The organism is Camelimonas sp. ID_303_24 (genome assembly GCF_053543495.1).
Genome location: NZ_JBLLJM010000007.1, coordinates 181,499 through 198,742 on the forward strand (window position 1 = coordinate 181,499; position 17,244 = coordinate 198,742).

Sequence of the window (17,244 nt, forward strand, 5' to 3'; positions counted from 1 at the left end):
GGAGGCGCTTTACGCGCCATATTACGCGCGTGCGAGGATCCGGTAGATGGTCGCGGCTGATACGTCAAAGCGACGCGCCACCTGACGGATGGACAGGCCCTGCTCCCGGACAAGGCAGCGCACGCTGCCGTGATGCTCCGCTGCGATCGCCACGGGTCGGCCGCGCTGGCCCACGGCGACCGGGAGCGGCGGGTCGGGGTCTTCCGGCGCGTCGATGGGCGTTGGGGTTCCCAGCGCCCCGGCGATGCATCCGGCGACCTGGACCAGCATGTCGCCAGAAACCGCTCCCGGCGTCGGGGACTGGGACGGGTTCAGGTCCAGGATCAGGAGGCTGGCCCCCGCGTCAGCCAACGCTTTCGCCACGTTCATCACCTCGCACAAGGACGCGCCGAGCCGCTCGACAGACCGCACCAGCAGGCAGTCGTTGGGGCGCAGGAAAGCCACGGCCTGCTCCAGCACCGGCGCTCGCCCGGACGGGCTGGAAACCACGAAACAGCGCTCCGCTCCCATGGCGTCCAGGGCTGCGAGGTCACAGACCGGCGTGTTATCTCTTGTGTGGAAAGACCAACCATAGCCAATTTGCATGGCGTTTTCTCCCCTTGTTTCAAGGAGAACGGTATTCCTCCGGTTGTTTTGCCTGTGTGCGCTATCAAACTTCGGGAAAAGCGCGGGTTCACGACAATTCGCGCCGCGCCGCCAGCCATTCAGCTTCCGGACGCCCTGACGCCAGTGCCTGGGGCCTGCGGGCGCGAAACCTCAGACAAGCCGCGGGCCGCCCACCGCATCGAGATCCACCCCTGCCTGCTCCAGCGCGATGCGGATCGCCTGCTGGTTTGACGCGACCATTTTCCGATCGCCTTTTTCGAACAGCAAAATGGTGGCGCGGCTCATGGCGACAGCGTCGGCCAGTTGCGCCGGGGTCCACTCCAGCAGTTCGCGGGCGATCCGGCATTGTTGCGGTGAAATGCCCGGAGTGTCCGTGTGTCTGCCCTGACGCTGCGCCAAGGTCAGGCGCCCGCCCGTTTGCGAAGCGCCAGAACGAAGAACAGGCCGCCGACAACGCCGGTGACCACGCCAACGGGCAAATCGTCGGGCGCCAGGATGGTGCGGGAGACAATGTCGGCGAGCACGAGGAACAGGGCTCCGACCAGCGCGCTGGCCGGCAGCACCAGGCGGTTGTCGCCGCCAACGACCATGCGCACCAGATGCGGCGTCATGAGGCCGACAAAGCCGATCATGCCGGAGACCGAGACCATGACCCCGGTGATGAAGGCGCCCGCCGTCATGTGCAGCAGGCGCGCCCGGTTGACGGGCACGCCCAGCGTGGTTGCGGTTTCGTCGCCCATGGCCAGTGCGTTCAGGTCGCGGCGTTTGGCGATGAACCACAGGCCGCCGGCGGCCAGCGCCACTGCGGGAGCGGGCAGAACGCTCCAGTCCGCCGCGCCAAAGCCGCCAAGGGTCCAGAACATCACATTGGCGGCGGAGCGCTGGTCCGCGAACAGGATCAGCAGATTGGCGCAGGCCGTGACCACGAACGAAACGGCGACGCCGGACAGGATCAGCCGGTCGGCGGTGGTTGAGCCCGTGATCCGCGCGATGGAGAGCACGATCAGTGTTGCCCCCAACGCGCCGGCGAAGGCGAACAGCGGCGTTGTCGCGGGCCCCAGAATGTCTCCCACGTGCAGGATCGCCAGGTTCGCGCCAAAGACGGCGCCGGCGGCCACGCCAAGCAGATAGGGGTCGGCCAGCGGATTGCGCGTGGCTGATTGCATGGCCGCGCCGACCATGCCGAGCCCGGCCCCGACGAGCGCCGCCAGCAGGATGCGCGGCAGGCGCAGGTCCCAGACGATGGCGTCCATCCCTGGTTTCCAGTATGGCGCGGCGCCCGTGGGCATGATGCGGCCCAGCAGGATGTCGCGGACCTCCGCCAGCGGGATCTGGGCGGAGCCGACCGCCAGCGAGCCAGCCATGGCTCCGAGCAGCAACGTCATGACAATCAGGCCAGGCAACAAGGCGCGATGGCGGCGCGCGCGTAATGGCGCTGCGGGTTCAACGGTCGCCATGAAGAAACTCCGCGATTTTCTCGACCGCCGTTACATTGCGTGGCCCGGGTGTCAGTTCGTTGTAGCCAAGCGTCAGGATGCGTCCCTGGCGGAACGCCCGCAGGTCGCGCAGACCAGGCCGCGAGGCGAGGAAATCCCGCTTGCGCTGCACGTCGCCCGGGCCGAAATCCATCATGATGATGGCGTCGGGGTCGTGCGCGATGACGCGCTCCCAGCTCATGCGGGTCCAGTTGCCAGGGATATCGTCGGCCATGTTGCGCCCGCCGGCCGCTTCGACAAGCGCGGTGGGCATGGAATGGGCGCCCGCCGTGCCCGCCATGCGTCCGGGGCTGTCGAACAGGAAGATCACCGGTCGCGGCTGGCCGGCGATCCGTCGGGAGACGGCGTCGATCCGCCGCCGGTAGCCGGCGACCAGCGCTTCCGCCCGCGCCGCCACGCCGAAAATCCGGCCCAGGTTCAGCAGGTCGCGGTAGAGAAAGTCGAGCGTCGGCTTCTCGCGCCGGCCAATCCGCACGCAACTCTCGGTCAGCTCATAGACGGGGATGCCGAGGCGGGCGAGCTTCTCTGGCGTCACCTCGCCGCCGACGCGCATGCCGTAGCTCCAGCCGGCGAAGTAGAAATCCACGTCTTCGGCAAGCAGCGTTTCGCGATTGGGATAGCCGCGCTGGATCTGGCGCAATTGCGCCGCTTTCGGGAACAGGTCCAGCGCCGAGGCGCGCAAACGCTCCTTGTGGCCGATGTAGCCGGCCATGCGGTCGGTCAGGTCCAGCGCCAGCATCATCTCGGTGAGGTTGGAATCATAGGACACGGCCCGTTGCGGCGGGCGGGTCACGGTGAGGGTCCGGTCGCAACTGCGGACGGTGACGGGCTCCGCCTGCGCCCCGCAGCACAGGATGAGCCCCAGCCCGGCGACAGGGGCCATGAAACGGCGCGGAAGGCGGCTCATGCGTCGCGTCCGCGTTCGCCGGCTTGCGCGCCGCTGGTCTCGCGCTTCTCCGGCAGCCTGTAGTCAAAGCGCAGCGACAGGCCGCGCGGCGCGATTTCGGCCTCCACGTCGAAGCTGCTGCGGATGAGCGCCGGCTGCAGCGTTTCGGACACGGGGCCGAAGGCCATCTGCCGGCCAGCGCGCAACACCAGCACCTTGCTGGCGACATCAGCCGCCATGTCGAGGTCGTGCAGCGTGGTCACGATGGTCATCCCGAGGCCCCGCAGCAACTCCACGGCTTCCAGCCGATGGCGGATATCCAGATGATTGGTGGGTTCGTCGAGCACCAGCACGCCGGGCTGTTGCGCCAGGGCCCGGGCGATCAGCGCCCGCTGCTTCTCACCGCCGGAAAGGCTGGCGAAGGCGCGCCCGGCCAGATGGCGCACCTCCATCTGCCGCATGGCCGCATCAACGGCGCGGGCGCTGGCGGCGCGGCCCATCAGCCCGCCTGCGTGCGGCGTGCGGCCCGCGTCGATCATCTCCTGGACGGTGAAGGCGAAATCGCCTGGCGTCTCCTGCAGCACGGCGGCGATTTTCCGCGCGGCAAGACGTGGCGACAACGACCAGAGATCGGCGCCGCCAACGCGCACCATGCCGGCGGCGGGGCGGTGCAGGCGATAGAGGCACCGCAACAGCGTCGACTTGCCGGCCCCGTTGGGGCCGACAATGGCGAGCCGCTCGCCCGGCGCCAGCGCGAAGCTGACGCCGGAGATGATCGGCCGCCGCCCGGGCGGCCCCCACGCCAGGCCATGCGCCTCCAGGGCGAGGGCGTCTGCTGATCCGGTCCTGCCGGCAGCTTGCGGCCCGGCCTGACCGGCGGGTTGCCGGGTCTGCTGGGCCTGACGGCTGTTCCTGGTGAACAGCGACGTCCATTTCGCTACTGAGGATGCTGACGACTGAGCCATCGTCATCAGAACCTGACGTGCAATGACAGCTCCGCCGTGCGCGGGGCGCCGTAATACCACTGCAAATCGCCGCCAGCGTAAGCGTAGGTCTGGTCGAACAGGTTCTTCACGCGGAAGTCGAGGGTGGCGAAATCCGTGGGCTTCCATTGCAGGCTGGCGTTGACCAGCGCGTACTCCGGCCTGGAATAATCGTTGCTGGCGGAGGTCCAGGTTTTTCCGACGTATTGCAGGCCGACCATGGCCTTCCACTGCTCGGCGAAACGCCAGCTCACCCAGAGATTGGCCACCGCTTCCGGTACGCCGGCGGGCGTCTTGCCCTTGCGGCTGACACTGACGCCGCCAACGGATTCGTTGAAATCGTCATATTGCGCGTCCAGCAATGTGCCGTTGGCGTCGATGCGCCAGCCGTGGCCCAGCTCCAGCCCCACCGACGCTTCGACGCCGCGTGAGGACTGCTGGCCTACCTGCTGGGTGACGGCGGGGTTGTTGGGATCGCGCGACAGCAGGTCTTTCTTGACGATGTAATAGCCGGCGAGAGTCCATTCCAGGCGGCCATCCCACAGGCTCTGCTTCACGCCCACTTCAACCTGTTTGCCGGAGGACAGCTTGTATCCGGCGGAGGCGGGCGGCAGCGACAGGATCGACGTCACCGGGTCTGAGGCTTCCGAATACTGGGCGTAGAACGCCAGATTCTTGATCGGCTCGTAGATGGCTCCAGCGCGCCAGCCAACCGAGTCCAGCGTGGCGCTAGCCTGCGTACCATTGCGCAGGTTGCGGTAGTCAACTTCCGGGTTGTCATAGCGCAGCCCGGCGACGACCGAGAAATTATCGGTCACCTTCAGGCGGTTGTCGAGAAACAGCGAATATTGCTGCGTCGTCGAGCGGTATTCGCGATCATAGACGCTGGTCGTACCCCAGAAACCTGGGTCGAAGCCGAATGGCGTCAGCGACGGATTGAGCTTCGGCGCCGCGTAGCCGTTGTTGTTCAGGCGGCTGAAGCGGAAATTGTTGGCGTCGAAGCCGACGACGGTTTCGTTGGCCATGCCAAAGACCGTGGTGCGGAACGTCGCGTCGACGCGGCCGCCAAACTGTTCCTGCTCCTGCTTGATGGCGATCCAGTTGCCGGTCGGCCGGTCAATCAGCCCTGTCGCGGCGTTCCAGCGGTAGCTCTCGGCATTCTGCCAGAAGCGGTCGCTGGTCAGATAATAGCCCACGGCGCGCAGGGAGAACGCCTCATTCGGTTTCCACTCTGCCCGCAACTGGGTGATGTTGTCGTTGAACCAGATGTCGCTGTCGCGGACGTTGTAATTTTGCCGGATCCACGACTTTTCCATGACGCCCGCCGTGCGCAGGGGCGTTCCAAAATAGCGGCTGGGTTCGTTATAGCCGCCATCATGGGAGAGGGTGAAGGTCAGGGCGTCGGTGGGCCGCCAGGCCAGCGCGCCGGAGAAGGCCAGGCTTTTGTATTCGCCGCGCTCCATCCAGCCATCGCCGCGCACGCCGGAGACGTCGAGACTGTAGGCGAGGTTTTCATTGATGGGGCCCGCCGATCCCGCCGCAAGGCCTGCCTGCCCGTTGCTGCCGATGAAGACGCGGGCCTCATTGCGGCGGCTGTCGAACAGCGGCTTTTTGGGAATGACATTGATGGCGCCGCCAATAGCGCCTTCGCCATACAGCACCGCCGCCGGCCCGCGCAGCACGTCGATCTGCGCGACGGTCCAGGTGTCGAAGGGGAAAGTGACCGTGCCCTGGCCAGGGTAGAGCCTGATGCCGTCATACAGCGTGGTCACCGAGGTGACGCCGGTGAAACCGCGCGACGAAAACGACACGAAGCCGTTGCCGGGCGTACCCATATAGCTGAAGCCGGTGGCGTTCTGGGTGACGGCTTCCGCCAGGCTGTTCTGGCCGCGCTCGCGGATCACCTGGCCGGAAATGATGTCGACGCTGGCCGGCGTCTCCAGCGGCGTCAGGCCAAGGCGGCTGCCGGCGTTGCTGGGGACGTTGAGATTGGGGCCGGCGCCGGCGGCCTGCTGGCCAACCACCTGGATCGGGTCAAGCACCACGGTGGCTGCTGGCGCTTCCTGCGCGGCGGCGGCGTTTGCCAGGAGGATGGCCGCCATGGCGGCGGCGCTGCAGGCGGTTGTCTGGCGCAAATGGGCGGCATCCGCGAAACGCGGAGGACGGGGGAAAGCGGAATACATGAGACGCGGCTCCGGCGACAATATTGACGCGTCACCGCGAACTTGCAGTCTCATTGCCCAGCCGCCATGGCAGGGGCAATCCGCCTACCACCGGTGCACCCCGCCCGATGCGTTCGCGTGCGACAACACGTGCGACGGCAGGTCTCCTGGCTCGCGGGTCACCGCTTCTCACCGCCTTCCCGGAGCCGCTAGGCCAGTGGCGCAAAGGTGAGAAACTCGCCGCTTACAGTTGCGGGGGCAGCTGCAGCTTGTGGCCGTTAGGCCAACTGCATTCCCTTTTCATCCCCAAAGGGGAACCATCAGGTCGATGGCAATATGGCCGGATGGCGGCAAAGACAAGCGGATTTTTCTGATGCGCGCCGGTCAGGGTGGCCGGGGCCAGCGCGGGAAGCAGGCTTCCTGACGGAAATCCTTGGGAAAAACTCCTGGAAAAAATCCCGGTCACCCTGAAGGCGCGCGCTCCCCGCCGAGGTTGCGCATTGGTATTGGCGCGCGCCCGCTTGCCAGCACGCCGTCGAGCATTTCCAGCCGGTCCTGCCCCCAGAACGGCTCATCGCGGTAGAAATAATACGGCGCGCCGAACATCTGCCGCGCGATCGCTTCCTCCGTCAGCTCCGCCTCGCGCTGGCGCACGCCGGCATCTTCGGCGCGGGCCAGCAGCGCTGCGCCGTCGAGCCCGCTGGCATTGGCGAGGCGCACAAGCGTCGCCGGATCGGCGATGTCCAGTTCATCGGCCCAGACCGCCTTCAGGCCGGCGTGCGCGAAGGGGGCCACTTCGGCGCCATCCGCGATGGCGTTCAGCAGCATGCGATGGCCGAGCGACGGGTCGGCCGGATAGAACCTTGGCTCAAGCACCAGCGGAATGCCGCGAATGTCCTTCCAGCGCTGCATCTCGACAAAGCGGTAGGCCTGGCGCTGCAGGGGGCGTTCCTTCACCGGCTTGCCGCCTCCGGCGGCGAACACCTGCAGCAGGTTGACCGGCTTGTAGACGACCTCTGCATTGTGCCGCCGCACCAGATCCTGAAACGTCAGGCTGCCGATGTAGGACCACAGCGAGATGAAGCTGAAGTAATAGTCGATGTGCGGACGGGATGCAGCCATGGCGCTCAGGTTCCCATATAAGCGGCGATAATGGACGGGTCGGCGGCGATCTCATCCGCAGGACCGCGCCGGACCGTGCGGCCCTGGTCCATGACATATACGAAATCGGCCAGTTCCAGCGCGATGCCCACGTCCTGCTCAACCAGAAGAATGCTGGTCCCCTCAGCGCGCACCCGCTCAAGCGTTGTCACCAGCTGGTCGACGACCGCCGGCGCAAGGCCAAGCGACAGTTCATCAATCAGCAGCAGGCGCGGCGCCGCCATCAGGCCGCGCGCGATGGCGCACATCTGCTGTTCGCCGCCGGACATGGTGGTGGCGTCCTGGCGCCGGCGCTCGGCAAGGCGCGGGAACAGCGCGTACATCCGCTCCAGATCGGCGCGAATCGCCTGCTTCCCATCCTTGCGGCGATAGGCGCCGAGCATCAGATTGTCGTGGACGGAAAGGCCGGTAAACAGCCGCCGCCCTTCCGGCACATGCGCCACGCCCTGCTCCACGAACTGCTGCGGCGGGGCGCCGGCCAGGTCGCGCCCGCCGACGAAGATCGCGCCGCCTCGCAGCGGCAACAGCCCGGAGAGCGCGCGCAGCAGCGTGGTTTTGCCGGCGCCATTGGAGCCAATGAGCGCGGTGATCGTCCCCTGGCGGACCTCGAGATCCGCACGCCAGACAACCTGAATGTCGCCGTAGCCGGTTTCAAGGCCGGCAACCTTGAGAAGGGTTCCGGTCATATGCCTGCTCCCGCCATGCGCTCCGCGTATCTGCGGCCGAGATAGGCCTCAACCACCGTCTCGTCCGTCAGCACGCTGGCGACGGGACCGTCGGCGATCAGCTTGCCATGGTGCAGCACCACGAGGCGGCGGGCGGTGCGCGTCACCACCTTCATGAGGTGCTCGATCAGCAGGATGGTCGTTCCCTGCGCGGCGATCTGCGTGATGAGCTCAAGCGCGGCGTCTATTTCCGCCGGGTTGAGGCCGGCGTTGACTTCATCGAGCATCAGCAGCTTTGGCCGCAGGGCCAGGCTTTTGGCGAGCTCCAGGCGTTTGCGCCCGGCGAGCGTCAGGTTGGCGGCCGGTTTGCCGGCCTGATCGCCCAGCCCGCAGAACGCCAGATATCCGGCCGCCGCGTCGCGCGCCCCGGCGATGCTCGCCGCGCCGCCGCCAAACAGGGCGGCGGCCGTGACATTCTCAAGCACGGTCATGGCCGGAAAGGGCTGCACCACCTGGAAGGTTCGCGCCACGCCAAGGCGGGCGATGCGGTCGCGCCGCATGTGGGTGATGGGCGCGCCGTTGAAGGTGATGGAGCCGGCGTCGGCGGCGTGCACGCCGGTGATGACATTGACCAGCGTGGTCTTGCCGGCGCCATTGGGGCCGATGAGCCCAACGATCTCGCCGGGCTCCAGCGACAGGTTGATGTTGGAGAGGGCTTCCAGGCCGCGAAATTTTTTGGTCACGCCCTTCAGTTCCAGCAGGGCCGTCATGGCGCGCGCCTCCAGATTTTCGGCAGGCTGACCAGGCCGACGCCCCGGATCTGCGACAGGCCGCCAGGCAGGAACAGCACCAGCAGCACAACCAGCAGGCCGAGGATGCCGGCGTGGAACTCCAGCAGGTTGCGCCACAGCAACTCTTCCAGCAGCAAATAGGCGAATGCCCCCAGCACCGGCCCGAACACCGAGCCAACGCCCCCAAGCAGGGCCATCAATATGGGCTTCACCGACATGGCGCCGTCATAGACGTCGGTGGGGTCGATATAGGTGACCCAGGAGGCGTAAACGCCGCCCACCAGGCCAATGAACAGGCTGGAAATGACAAAGGCCCAGGTTTTGGCCATGCGGGTGTCGACGCCGATGATCTGCGCCGCATCCTCATTCTGGGCGATGCAGCGCAGGGCGACGCCGAGGCGCGAGCGGTCGATCAGCATGCTGGCGCTCGTGGCGGCGGCGGCGAGAACCAGCATCGCCGCCAGGTAGAGCTGCGGCTGGGTGAGCAGCGTGGTTTTCGCCAGCGGCAGGTTGATGCCCATGCCGCCGCCGGTCACGCTGGTCCAGGAGTTGGTGAGCTCGCGCAGCACCTCGGCGATCACCAGGCTGGCGATGGCGAAATATTTGCCGCGCAGGTGCAGGATGGCGGAGCCAAGCAGCCCGGCGAACAGCGCCGCCCCCGCGCCGGCAAGCCCGACGCCCACGAGCAGCGGCGCGCCAAGGTTCTGCGCCACCGCCGTGACATAGGCGCCAAGGCCGAAAAAGGCGGCGGTGGCGAAAGAGGGGTAGCCGGCGATGCCGCCGATGATGTTCCACGCCAGCGCCAGCGCCGCGTACATGCCAAAGGTGGTGGCGAGGCGAATGATATAGGCGTCGGTCTGGGTGAGCAGCGCGAAGGCCGCGGCCACGATGACGAAGGGCAGGGCGAGGGTCAGGGCGGGGGGCAGGGAGGGACGCAGCATCATGCGAAGCCCTGCCTGCCAAGCAGCCCCGACGGGCGCACCGCCAGCAATGCGATCAGCAGGACAAACGCCAGGGTCAGCGCGTGCTCGGGGCCAAGCAGCAGCGCGCCGAAGCTCTCGATGACGCCAAGCGCGAAGCCGCCGATGACGGCGCCCGGGATGCTGCCGAGCCCGCCGATGACGCAAATGACGAAGGCCTTGCTGAGATAGCCGGCGGAGGCCACCGGCGAGATCGGGAAAATGGCGCTGAGCAGCGCGCCGGCGCTGCCGGCCATGAACACGCCAAGGCCAAAGGCCACCGCATAGGTCCAGCGTACGTTGACGCCAAGCAGCGCGGCGGCGTCGCGGTCCATGCGCACGGCGATGATGGCGCGGCCAAACTGGGTGAAACGCAGCAGCAGGGCCAGGGCGCTGATCAGGGCGAGGCCAACCAGCGTGGCGTAGATCCGGTCCGCCGGCACGACGATGGAGCCAAGGTCAAACACGCCTGGCGCCGGGTTCAGCAGCACCTTGCGGTAGTCGGCGCTGAACAGGGCCAGCATCGAATTGTCCAGAAACAGGTTGAGGCCGAAAGTCAGCAGCAGCGTGATCAGGAACGGTCGCGCCATCACGTGATTGATGACGCAGTATTGCAGGGCGACGCCGCCGGCGAACATCACGGCCCCGGCCAGCGGCGCGAACAGGAACGGATTGATGCCCCAGTACTGGTGGGCGAAAAAGGCGAGATAGCCGCCCAGAACGATCAGGGAGCCGTGAAGAATGTTGATGATGTTCAACACGCCCCAGACCAGCGAAAAGCCCACGGCGATGCAGGCGTAAAGACCGCCGACAGCCAGGCCATTGACCAGAACCTGCAACCACAACATGAGCGATATTCCTGGAGGCGGCCGCGCCCTGACGCGCCGCATGGCGGGGTGAAGACGCGTTCACCCCGGATCGTGCGTTCAGTCTGGAAATCTGGAGCAAAACCCGGTCGCGCGCGACCGGATTTTGCGCCTGCGCGGCGTTCGCGAACGCAGCGACTACTTCAGCCCGGGGCGGAACGTGCTGGTGGCGATTTCGGCCGGCGCCACCACCTGGACCTTGCCGTCCTGGATCTGCAGGACCGGCGGCACGTAGCTGTCGGCGATGCCAATGTCCGAGAACGAGATGGGGCCGAAGAAGGTTTTGAAGCCGCCCTTCTTCAGCTCGGCGCGCACCTTGTCGCGGTCGAGGCTGCCGGCGCGCTCGATCGCCTGTTGCAGGACCACGCCGACGGCCGAGCCGGAGGCCTGGGTGAAGTCAGGCTCCGAGCCATATTTCGCCTTGAACAGCTCGACGAACTTCGCGGATGAACCAAACACATCGTCGCTGCTGTATCTGGCCACCGGGTGGAACCAGCTGGCGGTCGTCACGTTCTCGGCCAGCGGGCCAACGGCGCTGATCCACTCCTGGTAGGCCGGACCATTGATCAGGGTGAAAGCCTCGCCGCCCACTTTCAGGTCAGCCGCCTGCTTGCGGATGGTGATGAGGTCGTTGATGTAGCCGGTGGCGATGATCCAGTCCGGTTTGGCGGCGCGCAACTGGGTCAGGGCCGAGGCGTGATCCAGCGTGCCAATGGCGTATTTTTCGAAGAACACCACATCGAAGCCGCGCTTTTTGGCGCTCTTCTCAAATTCGTTGGCGAGCGACAGCGGGTAAAGATCGTTGCGGGCGAGGATGGCCACCCGTCTGGCGTTTGGCAGCTTCGCCTTCACCAGATCCGCCAGCGGCTCGCTGAAGGTGCTGTTGTCGGTGTAGACGCCGAACAGGTTCTTGTAGCCCTGATCGAACACCTCCTTCGATGATGCGGACGATGCGATCATCGGCACGCCGGCCTTCTCGGCGACGGCGCTGGCCGCCTTGGTGGCGCCGGAGCCGAATGGCGAAAACAGGAAATCAACCTTGTCGTCGGTGATGAGCTTCTCGGCGACCTGAATGGCGCGCGGCGTTTGCGACTGGTAGTCGTAGTAACGCAGGTCAACCTTCAGGCGCTGGTCGCCAACTTTGACGCCGCCAGCGGCGTTCACCTGCTCCCGCCACAACTCATAGCCCTGGCGCAGCTTGGTTCCTTCCGGCGCCAGGGCGCCCGTCACCGGCAGCGGCGCGCCAATGACGACGGCGTCCTTCGCAGTGGCCGCGACATTGCCGGCGGCCATGATCACCAGTCCGGCGAGCGCCGAACGCATGGAGAGCTTCATGATGATGCGTTCCTGACCAGGCGCCGGGAGGGAGCGCAGCGCGATCCGCGGCAACCTTATTTACATTAAAGATAGTGAATTAATTCAAAATACAATGTATCGCGTATTTTTGAAGCCGCATAGCCCCATGTCTGGAAATGCCAACAGGTTGACGCGGTAGAATATGCGGCCCGACCACAGGCCGGTTTCCGGCCCGCCGCGATGGATCGCCGGGCCTGGACCAGCCTGCAAGGCGCGTTCTCATGGCGCGCGGCGGCTGGATTGGTAAAAACGCCAATATTCGCAGCAGATTATCCCGCGCTCGCAAGGGCGGTGAGCTTCTGGCGGGCTGGAGGGCGCTGCATCTGGATCGCGGCGTCAGGCGGCGCCGCCAGCCAGTCGGCGAACTCGCTTTCCTCCGTCAGTACGACCGGCATGGTCGCCGCCCATCCGGTTCCATCATCCGGGGATGTCAGCCTGGCGAAAAACAGCACTTCCTCGAATGGGCGCCACAGTCCTGCAAAGGCGGCGACCTTTTGGTTCGCCGGTTGCAAGGCGCCGGATGGACCTGCCGGGGCGCTGAAGCTGGTGAAGGGGATCAGGCAGCGGTTGGGGCGCTTCAGCCAGGGGCGCCAGAAGGTGGAATCCAGGTTTCGGGCGCTGGCAACCAGCTGCTCGCGTCCCGGCGGCGGCGGGAAACCCCAGACCATGGGCGTAATGACCCGTCGCCCGGCGCGGAGCCGGATGACCCATGCCGGTCGCCCCGGCGCGACGCCGCCATGCAGATCGAGCACAGGATGCTCGGGCGTCGCATGAAACGCGCGCACCAGGGCCTCTTTGGGCAGATCAATGCGATAGGGAGCAGTGCTGTAGGGTGCGGGGGAACCGGGGGCGGGGGAGCAGGAAGCGGACATTGGGGCCAGCGGGGTATCCATGCGTGGGTGATTGGCGCAGGTGATTGGCGCCCAGGCCCGGAACGATCCGGACGGCCCGCCGTGGCCGTGGTGCTTGCACGACGCAGGATGCTGCTCCTGACGCTCCGTCAGCATGCCGCATTAAGCCTTCCTTGACTATGCCAGGCAATATTCGTGGCAATCGCTGCCTGCCGTCTCCGGGGATGCCCCATGTTCGCGCGCTTCTGCATTCTCGCCACGGCGGCCGCCACGCTGACCCTGGTTGCCATGCCCGCGGCGCGCGCCGATGAGCCGGGCTATGGCCCCAACACCTACGAGCGCACGCTGCAGGCGCTGGCGGCGCATGAGAAGGTCGCCAGCCAGGGCGGCTGGCCGAGGACGCCTGCCAGCGTCACGGCGCTGAAGCCGGATGCACAGGGGCCTGAGGTGGTGGCGCTGAAGCAGCGTCTCATCGCCAGCGGCGATCTCCCGGCCGCCGCGCTGCCGGGCGAGGTCTATGACGCGGCGGTTGTCGAGGCGGTGAAACGCTTCCAGCGCCGGCATGGCCTGTCGGACCTTGGCACGGTTGGACGCCTGACGCTGAAAGCCATGAACACGCCGGTTGAAACGCGCATCAGCCAGCTCACCGCCACGCTCGGACGCCTCAAGGGCAATGGCTTCAACTTCGCGCATCGCTATGTGGTGGTGAACATTCCAGGCGCCAGCGTCGAGGCGGTCGAGGGCGGCCAGGTGCGCCGGCGCCACCTGGCGATCGTCGGTCGGCCCGACAGGCCGTCTCCGGTGCTTCAGGCCAACATCACTTCGGTGAATCTCAACCCGTACTGGACGGCGCCGATGTCGATCGTGAAGGCCGACATCATCCCGCGCATGCGCAAGGAGCCCGGCTTTATCGCCAGGGCGAACATGAAGCTGATCGGCGCCGAGAACCGGGAGATCGACCCGGCGAGCGTGGATTGGGCGACCCTGGTCAATCCCAATTTCTACGTGCGTCAGGAGCCAGGGCCCACCAATTCCCTCGGTCAGCTCAAGATCGACATGCCCAATGGCGAGGCGGTCTACATGCACGACACGCCGAAGAAAACGCTGTTCCGCAGCGACCTGCGCTTCAACTCCTCCGGCTGCGCCCGCATCGAGGGCGTGCGCGATCTCGCCGCCTGGCTGCTGGAAGGATCTGAATGGAGCCGGCAGGCGATCGAGGACGGGATCGCGAAGGGCGAGCGCAAGAACATCCAGCTGCGCAAATCCGTCCCGGTGGCGTGGGTTTACCTGACCGGATGGCAGGGGGGCGACGGCCAGACGCAGTTCCGCGACGACATTTATGGCCTCGACACGCCCCTGGGCATTGTTCTCTCGACCATCCAGCCGCGCAAGCCGAAGCCAAAGGCCATTCCGGCGCCCCAGCCCGTGGCGTCGCCCGTGACGGCGATTGGCGCGCCGCAATTCACGGCGAAGACCGCCAGCAACTGAGGCGGGCCGTTCGGTCGGCTGCTGCGGGCGCTCCGCCCCCTGACCGCGCCGGTTTCACGCGGCCCGAAAGCGCAACTCCGCCCGCAAGCCGCCGCCGGCGCGATTTTCGAGATGCAGATTGCCCTCCATGCGTTGCAGGGCAAGGTCAACAATGGCCAGGCCAAGGCCACTGCCCATCGCCGTGCGGTTGCGGCCGCGGAAGAAGCGATCGCGCGCTTTCGGCAATTCGTCATCGGGAATGCCCGGCCCGGCGTCGTCGATGACGATGCAGAGCCTGTCCGGGTCGCGGCGCAGGCCGCAGGTGACCGGGCGGTCCGCCGGCGCGTGCAGCACCGCGTTTTCCAGCAGGTTGCGCGCCGCCAGCATGAACAGCGCCGCATTCACCGGCAGCATTGTCCCGGAGAGGCCGGGGTCCACCGCGATGGCCGCCGCTTTGGGATGATGCTGGCGGATATCGTCGGCCAGCGCCTGCAAGGTCCTGCCGGCGTCGACGCCGCCGTCGCGGCTGAAGGCGCCGCTTTCGGCGTTGGTCAGATCGGTCAGCTGCCGGACCAGCCGCGTGGTCCGGTCGACGCTGATGACAATCTGGCGCAGCGCATTGTCGCGCACCGCCGTATCGCCGTGGCCCAAAGCGATCTGCGCCTGGGTCTTCAGGCCGGCGATGGGCGTGCGCAATTCATGAGCGGCGAAGGCGGTAAAATCGCGCTCGTGCGCGCGCGCCGCCTCCACCCGCGCGAACAACCCGTTCAGGGAGCGGATCATCGGCCGGATCTCGGACGGGCTGTCGCTGTCCGGCAAGGGGCTGAGATCGGAAGCAGGCCTGACCTCCAGCGACCGCGCCATGGCGCTGAGCGGCGCCAGGCCCTTTTTGACGCTGAGCCAGATCAGCCCCGCCAGAACCGGCAGAATGAGCAGCGCTGGCAGGGCGAGACCCCGGATCACATCGGCGATCAGCTGGTCGCGCACGCGCATGTTGTCGCCCACCAGCACGCGCATGCCGAGCGCCTTGTTCTGCACCGCATAGACGCGCCAGGTCTCGCCGTTCACCTGGGTGACGGAAAAGCCCTCGCCGCTATCGGTCAACGGCTGCGCCGGCGCGCTTTCCGAGCGGCCGACCAGGCCGCCGTCCATGGCCCAGATCTGGCAGGACAACTGGCGTTCATAGGGTGCGTGCATGGCGGCGATTTCGGCCATGCGGGCGGCCTTGCCGGCGTCGATGGCCTGTTTCGCGCCAACGTCCTGGCGGGTGAGGAGCGAACTGACCATGCGCGCCGCTTCGCTCAGGCGCGCGTCGAGCACCCGCTCCACCTGGGTGCGCGTGCCCAGATAGATCCAGGCGATCGCCGACAGCCAGACGACGCTGGTGGTAATGATCAGGATCAGGAACAGCCGGGTCCGGATCGACGTCATGGCGTGGCCTCCATCAGCCGGTAGCCGACGCCGCGCACGGTTTCGATCACGCCGGCGCCCAGCTTGGCGCGCAGTTTGTGAACGTGCACCTCGATGGCGTTGCTCTCGATTTCCTCCTGCCAGCCATACAGGCGCTCCTCCAGTTGCGTTTTGGACAGCACCTGTCCCGGCCGGTCGATCAGGGCGTGCAGAATGGCGAACTCCCGGCGCGACAGGCGCACGGCTTCCCCCGCCCGCGTGACGGTCATCGTCGCCGGATCAAGGATGATGTCGCGCCACTGCGAGGTTGCGGTCGCCCGCCCGGCCGCCCGGCGGATCAGGGCGCGCAGGCGCGCCGCCACCTCATCCAGATCGAACGGTTTGCCCAGGTAATCGTCGGCCCCGGCGTCGAGCCCGGCGATGCGGTCGGGCACGCTGTCGCGCGCTGTCAGCAACAGCACCGGCGTTGGCAACTGGCGGGCCCGCGCCCCGGCGAGAACATCGAGGCCAGAGCCGTCCGGCAGCATCAGATCGAGCACCACGGCGTCGAAGGCGGCGGCATGCAGGGCGGCGGCGGCGTCGGCGCAGGTGGCGACGGCCTCCACGGTAAAGCCGGCCAGCCCCAGGCCGACCTGCAGGCCGTTCATCAAAATCTCGTCGTCCTCTACAACCAGCACGCGCATGGCGCCTCGCCTGTTTTCCGCCGTCGCCGGCAATCACCGCACCCACCTTAAGCCAGCCTTAAGCTGCGGGGTCCGGAAAGCGGCATGGCCGGCGTCACGCCGCAATCCGCGCAGGCAGAAGGAGCATGAGGATGACTGTTACGCGACGAGGCGCAATCCTGGGCAGCGCATCGCTGGCGATGGGCGGCGCTCTGGCCGGACTGCTGGTCGCGGGCCAGGCCGCCGCGAGCGAGATCGAGGTCACCAAAGAGATGATCCTCAATGATCCCGACGCGCCCGTCGGCGGCAACCCCAAAGGCGACGTCACCATCGTCAACTTCACTGACTACAACTGCCCCTATTGCAAGAAAGTGGCGCCGGTGCTGGCGCGCGTCATCCGGGAGGATGGCAAGATCCGCCACGTCTACAAGGACTGGCCGGTGATCCGCCCCACCTCCATCGCCGGCGCGCAACTCGCGCTCGCCGCCAAATACCAGGGGCGCTATGAGACGGCCCATGAGGCCCTGATGAAGGTTCCCGGCAGCGGCGTGACGCGCGAGCAGATGCGCGCCGCCCTGCAGGCCGCGGGGATCGACATGCAGCGGCTGGACAGCGACCTCAGCGCGCGCGGCGCCGAGATCGACGCACTCATCAAGCGCAACATGGCCCAGGGCGATGCGCTGGGCCTCACCGGGACGCCGAGCTTCCTCATCGGCCCATTCCGCGCCTCGGCGCTCGATTACCAGAGCTTCCGCCAGGCCATTGCAGACGCGCGCGCCAAACAGGCCGCAACGAAATAGCGCCGCCACGAAATAGCGTCGCGAGCGCCGCCAGGGCGTCGGTCGCTCCACAAGCCTGCCGCCAATCGTCGCGCGGAGGTCGTGTCCCATGCCAGGGAGGTCTTGTCCCGTGTTGGAACTGCG

17 protein-coding genes and 1 riboswitch are annotated in these 17,244 nt (G+C 66.8%); of the genes, 2 read left to right on the forward strand and 15 right to left on the reverse strand.

Features of this window, described 5'->3' with window-relative positions:
- Positions 1-21: 21 nt before the first annotated feature.
- From ACERNI_RS09795 to ACERNI_RS09855, 13 genes are all read right to left on the reverse strand, one after another.
- Positions 22-585: a helix-turn-helix domain-containing protein gene (locus ACERNI_RS09795; RefSeq protein ID WP_448833101.1), complete on the reverse strand. Its 564-nt coding sequence runs from the start codon at positions 583-585 to the stop codon at positions 22-24.
- A 171-nt stretch (positions 586-756) separates the two neighbouring features.
- Entirely contained in the window at positions 757-1,005 is a 249-nt protein-coding gene (locus tag ACERNI_RS09800) for a hypothetical protein (RefSeq protein ID WP_448833102.1), read from the reverse strand.
- 2 nt (positions 1,006-1,007) lie between these two features.
- A complete protein-coding gene (locus tag ACERNI_RS09805) occupies positions 1,008-2,063 on the reverse strand; it encodes a FecCD family ABC transporter permease (RefSeq protein WP_448833103.1) in 1,056 nt (351 codons plus the stop codon).
- Positions 2,050-3,009 carry an ABC transporter substrate-binding protein gene (locus ACERNI_RS09810; protein WP_448833104.1) on the reverse strand — a complete coding sequence of 320 codons (960 nt, stop codon included), beginning with the start codon at positions 3,007-3,009 and terminating at the stop codon, positions 2,050-2,052. Before ACERNI_RS09810 ends, ACERNI_RS09805 begins: the two co-directional genes overlap by 14 nt.
- Positions 3,006-3,959, reverse strand: coding sequence for an ABC transporter ATP-binding protein (locus tag ACERNI_RS09815; protein ID WP_448833105.1), 954 nt, complete (start codon positions 3,957-3,959; stop codon positions 3,006-3,008). The genes ACERNI_RS09810 and ACERNI_RS09815 overlap by 4 nt, the downstream gene beginning before the upstream one ends.
- On the reverse strand, positions 3,959-6,073 hold the full coding sequence (locus ACERNI_RS09820) for a TonB-dependent receptor (RefSeq protein ID WP_448833106.1): 2,115 nt from the start codon (positions 6,071-6,073) through the stop codon (positions 3,959-3,961). The genes ACERNI_RS09815 and ACERNI_RS09820 overlap by 1 nt, the downstream gene beginning before the upstream one ends.
- A gap of 200 nt (positions 6,074-6,273) precedes the next feature.
- A riboswitch (cobalamin riboswitch) is annotated at positions 6,274-6,470 on the reverse strand.
- Positions 6,471-6,595: 125 nt separating this feature from the next.
- Positions 6,596-7,255 (reverse strand): DsbA family protein, encoded by a 660-nt coding sequence (locus ACERNI_RS09825; RefSeq protein ID WP_448833107.1) that lies wholly within the window; start codon positions 7,253-7,255, stop codon positions 6,596-6,598.
- 5 nt (positions 7,256-7,260) lie between these two features.
- Entirely contained in the window at positions 7,261-7,980 is a 720-nt protein-coding gene (locus ACERNI_RS09830) for an ABC transporter ATP-binding protein (protein ID WP_448833108.1), read from the reverse strand.
- Positions 7,977-8,729, reverse strand: a complete 753-nt coding sequence (locus tag ACERNI_RS09835) for an ABC transporter ATP-binding protein (RefSeq protein WP_448833109.1) — start codon at positions 8,727-8,729, stop codon at positions 7,977-7,979. The genes ACERNI_RS09830 and ACERNI_RS09835 overlap by 4 nt, the downstream gene beginning before the upstream one ends.
- Positions 8,726-9,694: a branched-chain amino acid ABC transporter permease gene (locus tag ACERNI_RS09840; RefSeq protein ID WP_448833110.1), complete on the reverse strand. Its 969-nt coding sequence runs from the start codon at positions 9,692-9,694 to the stop codon at positions 8,726-8,728. Before ACERNI_RS09840 ends, ACERNI_RS09835 begins: the two co-directional genes overlap by 4 nt.
- A complete protein-coding gene (locus ACERNI_RS09845; RefSeq protein ID WP_448833111.1) occupies positions 9,691-10,557 on the reverse strand; it encodes a branched-chain amino acid ABC transporter permease in 867 nt (288 codons plus the stop codon). Before ACERNI_RS09845 ends, ACERNI_RS09840 begins: the two co-directional genes overlap by 4 nt.
- 156 nt (positions 10,558-10,713) lie before the next feature.
- A complete protein-coding gene (locus ACERNI_RS09850; RefSeq protein ID WP_448833112.1) occupies positions 10,714-11,910 on the reverse strand; it encodes an amino acid ABC transporter substrate-binding protein in 1,197 nt (398 codons plus the stop codon).
- 290 nt (positions 11,911-12,200) lie between these two features.
- Positions 12,201-12,938 carry an SOS response-associated peptidase family protein gene (locus ACERNI_RS09855; protein WP_448833113.1) on the reverse strand — a complete coding sequence of 246 codons (738 nt, stop codon included), beginning with the start codon at positions 12,936-12,938 and terminating at the stop codon, positions 12,201-12,203.
- 75 nt (positions 12,939-13,013) lie between these two features.
- Between ACERNI_RS09855 and ACERNI_RS09860 the strand changes: the two genes are divergently transcribed.
- On the forward strand, positions 13,014-14,270 hold the full coding sequence (locus tag ACERNI_RS09860; protein WP_448833114.1) for a L,D-transpeptidase family protein: 1,257 nt from the start codon (positions 13,014-13,016) through the stop codon (positions 14,268-14,270).
- A gap of 54 nt (positions 14,271-14,324) precedes the next feature.
- Here ACERNI_RS09860 and ACERNI_RS09865 read toward each other — a convergent pair whose 3' ends face one another.
- Positions 14,325-15,680: an ATP-binding protein gene (locus tag ACERNI_RS09865; protein ID WP_448833115.1), complete on the reverse strand. Its 1,356-nt coding sequence runs from the start codon at positions 15,678-15,680 to the stop codon at positions 14,325-14,327.
- Positions 15,677-16,342 carry a response regulator gene (locus tag ACERNI_RS09870; protein ID WP_448833116.1) on the reverse strand — a complete coding sequence of 222 codons (666 nt, stop codon included), beginning with the start codon at positions 16,340-16,342 and terminating at the stop codon, positions 15,677-15,679. The genes ACERNI_RS09865 and ACERNI_RS09870 overlap by 4 nt, the downstream gene beginning before the upstream one ends.
- 131 nt (positions 16,343-16,473) lie before the next feature.
- Between ACERNI_RS09870 and ACERNI_RS09875 the strand changes: the two genes are divergently transcribed.
- Positions 16,474-17,121, forward strand: a complete 648-nt coding sequence (locus tag ACERNI_RS09875) for a DsbA family protein (RefSeq protein WP_448833117.1) — start codon at positions 16,474-16,476, stop codon at positions 17,119-17,121.
- Positions 17,122-17,244 lie beyond the last annotated feature (123 nt).

Coding starts and splice junctions, on each gene's coding strand:
- ACERNI_RS09795 (WP_448833101.1), bottom strand. CDS start 585: ATGCAAATTGGCTATGGTTGGTCTTTCCACACAAGAGATAACACGCCG.
- ACERNI_RS09805 (WP_448833103.1), bottom strand. CDS start 2,063: ATGGCGACCGTTGAACCCGCAGCGCCATTACGCGCGCGCCGCCATCGC.
- ACERNI_RS09810 (WP_448833104.1), bottom strand. CDS start 3,009: ATGAGCCGCCTTCCGCGCCGTTTCATGGCCCCTGTCGCCGGGCTGGGG.
- ACERNI_RS09815 (WP_448833105.1), bottom strand. CDS start 3,959: ATGACGATGGCTCAGTCGTCAGCATCCTCAGTAGCGAAATGGACGTCG.
- ACERNI_RS09820 (WP_448833106.1), bottom strand. CDS start 6,073: ATGGCGGCCATCCTCCTGGCAAACGCCGCCGCCGCGCAGGAAGCGCCA.
- ACERNI_RS09825 (WP_448833107.1), bottom strand. CDS start 7,255: ATGGCTGCATCCCGTCCGCACATCGACTATTACTTCAGCTTCATCTCG.
- ACERNI_RS09830 (WP_448833108.1), bottom strand. CDS start 7,980: ATGACCGGAACCCTTCTCAAGGTTGCCGGCCTTGAAACCGGCTACGGC.
- ACERNI_RS09835 (WP_448833109.1), bottom strand. CDS start 8,729: ATGACGGCCCTGCTGGAACTGAAGGGCGTGACCAAAAAATTTCGCGGC.
- ACERNI_RS09840 (WP_448833110.1), bottom strand. CDS start 9,694: ATGATGCTGCGTCCCTCCCTGCCCCCCGCCCTGACCCTCGCCCTGCCC.
- ACERNI_RS09845 (WP_448833111.1), bottom strand. CDS start 10,557: ATGTTGTGGTTGCAGGTTCTGGTCAATGGCCTGGCTGTCGGCGGTCTT.
- ACERNI_RS09850 (WP_448833112.1), bottom strand. CDS start 11,910: ATGAAGCTCTCCATGCGTTCGGCGCTCGCCGGACTGGTGATCATGGCC.
- ACERNI_RS09855 (WP_448833113.1), bottom strand. CDS start 12,938: ATGCTGACGGAGCGTCAGGAGCAGCATCCTGCGTCGTGCAAGCACCAC.
- ACERNI_RS09860 (WP_448833114.1), top strand. CDS start 13,014: ATGTTCGCGCGCTTCTGCATTCTCGCCACGGCGGCCGCCACGCTGACC.
- ACERNI_RS09865 (WP_448833115.1), bottom strand. CDS start 15,680: ATGACGTCGATCCGGACCCGGCTGTTCCTGATCCTGATCATTACCACC.
- ACERNI_RS09870 (WP_448833116.1), bottom strand. CDS start 16,342: ATGCGCGTGCTGGTTGTAGAGGACGACGAGATTTTGATGAACGGCCTG.
- ACERNI_RS09875 (WP_448833117.1), top strand. CDS start 16,474: ATGACTGTTACGCGACGAGGCGCAATCCTGGGCAGCGCATCGCTGGCG.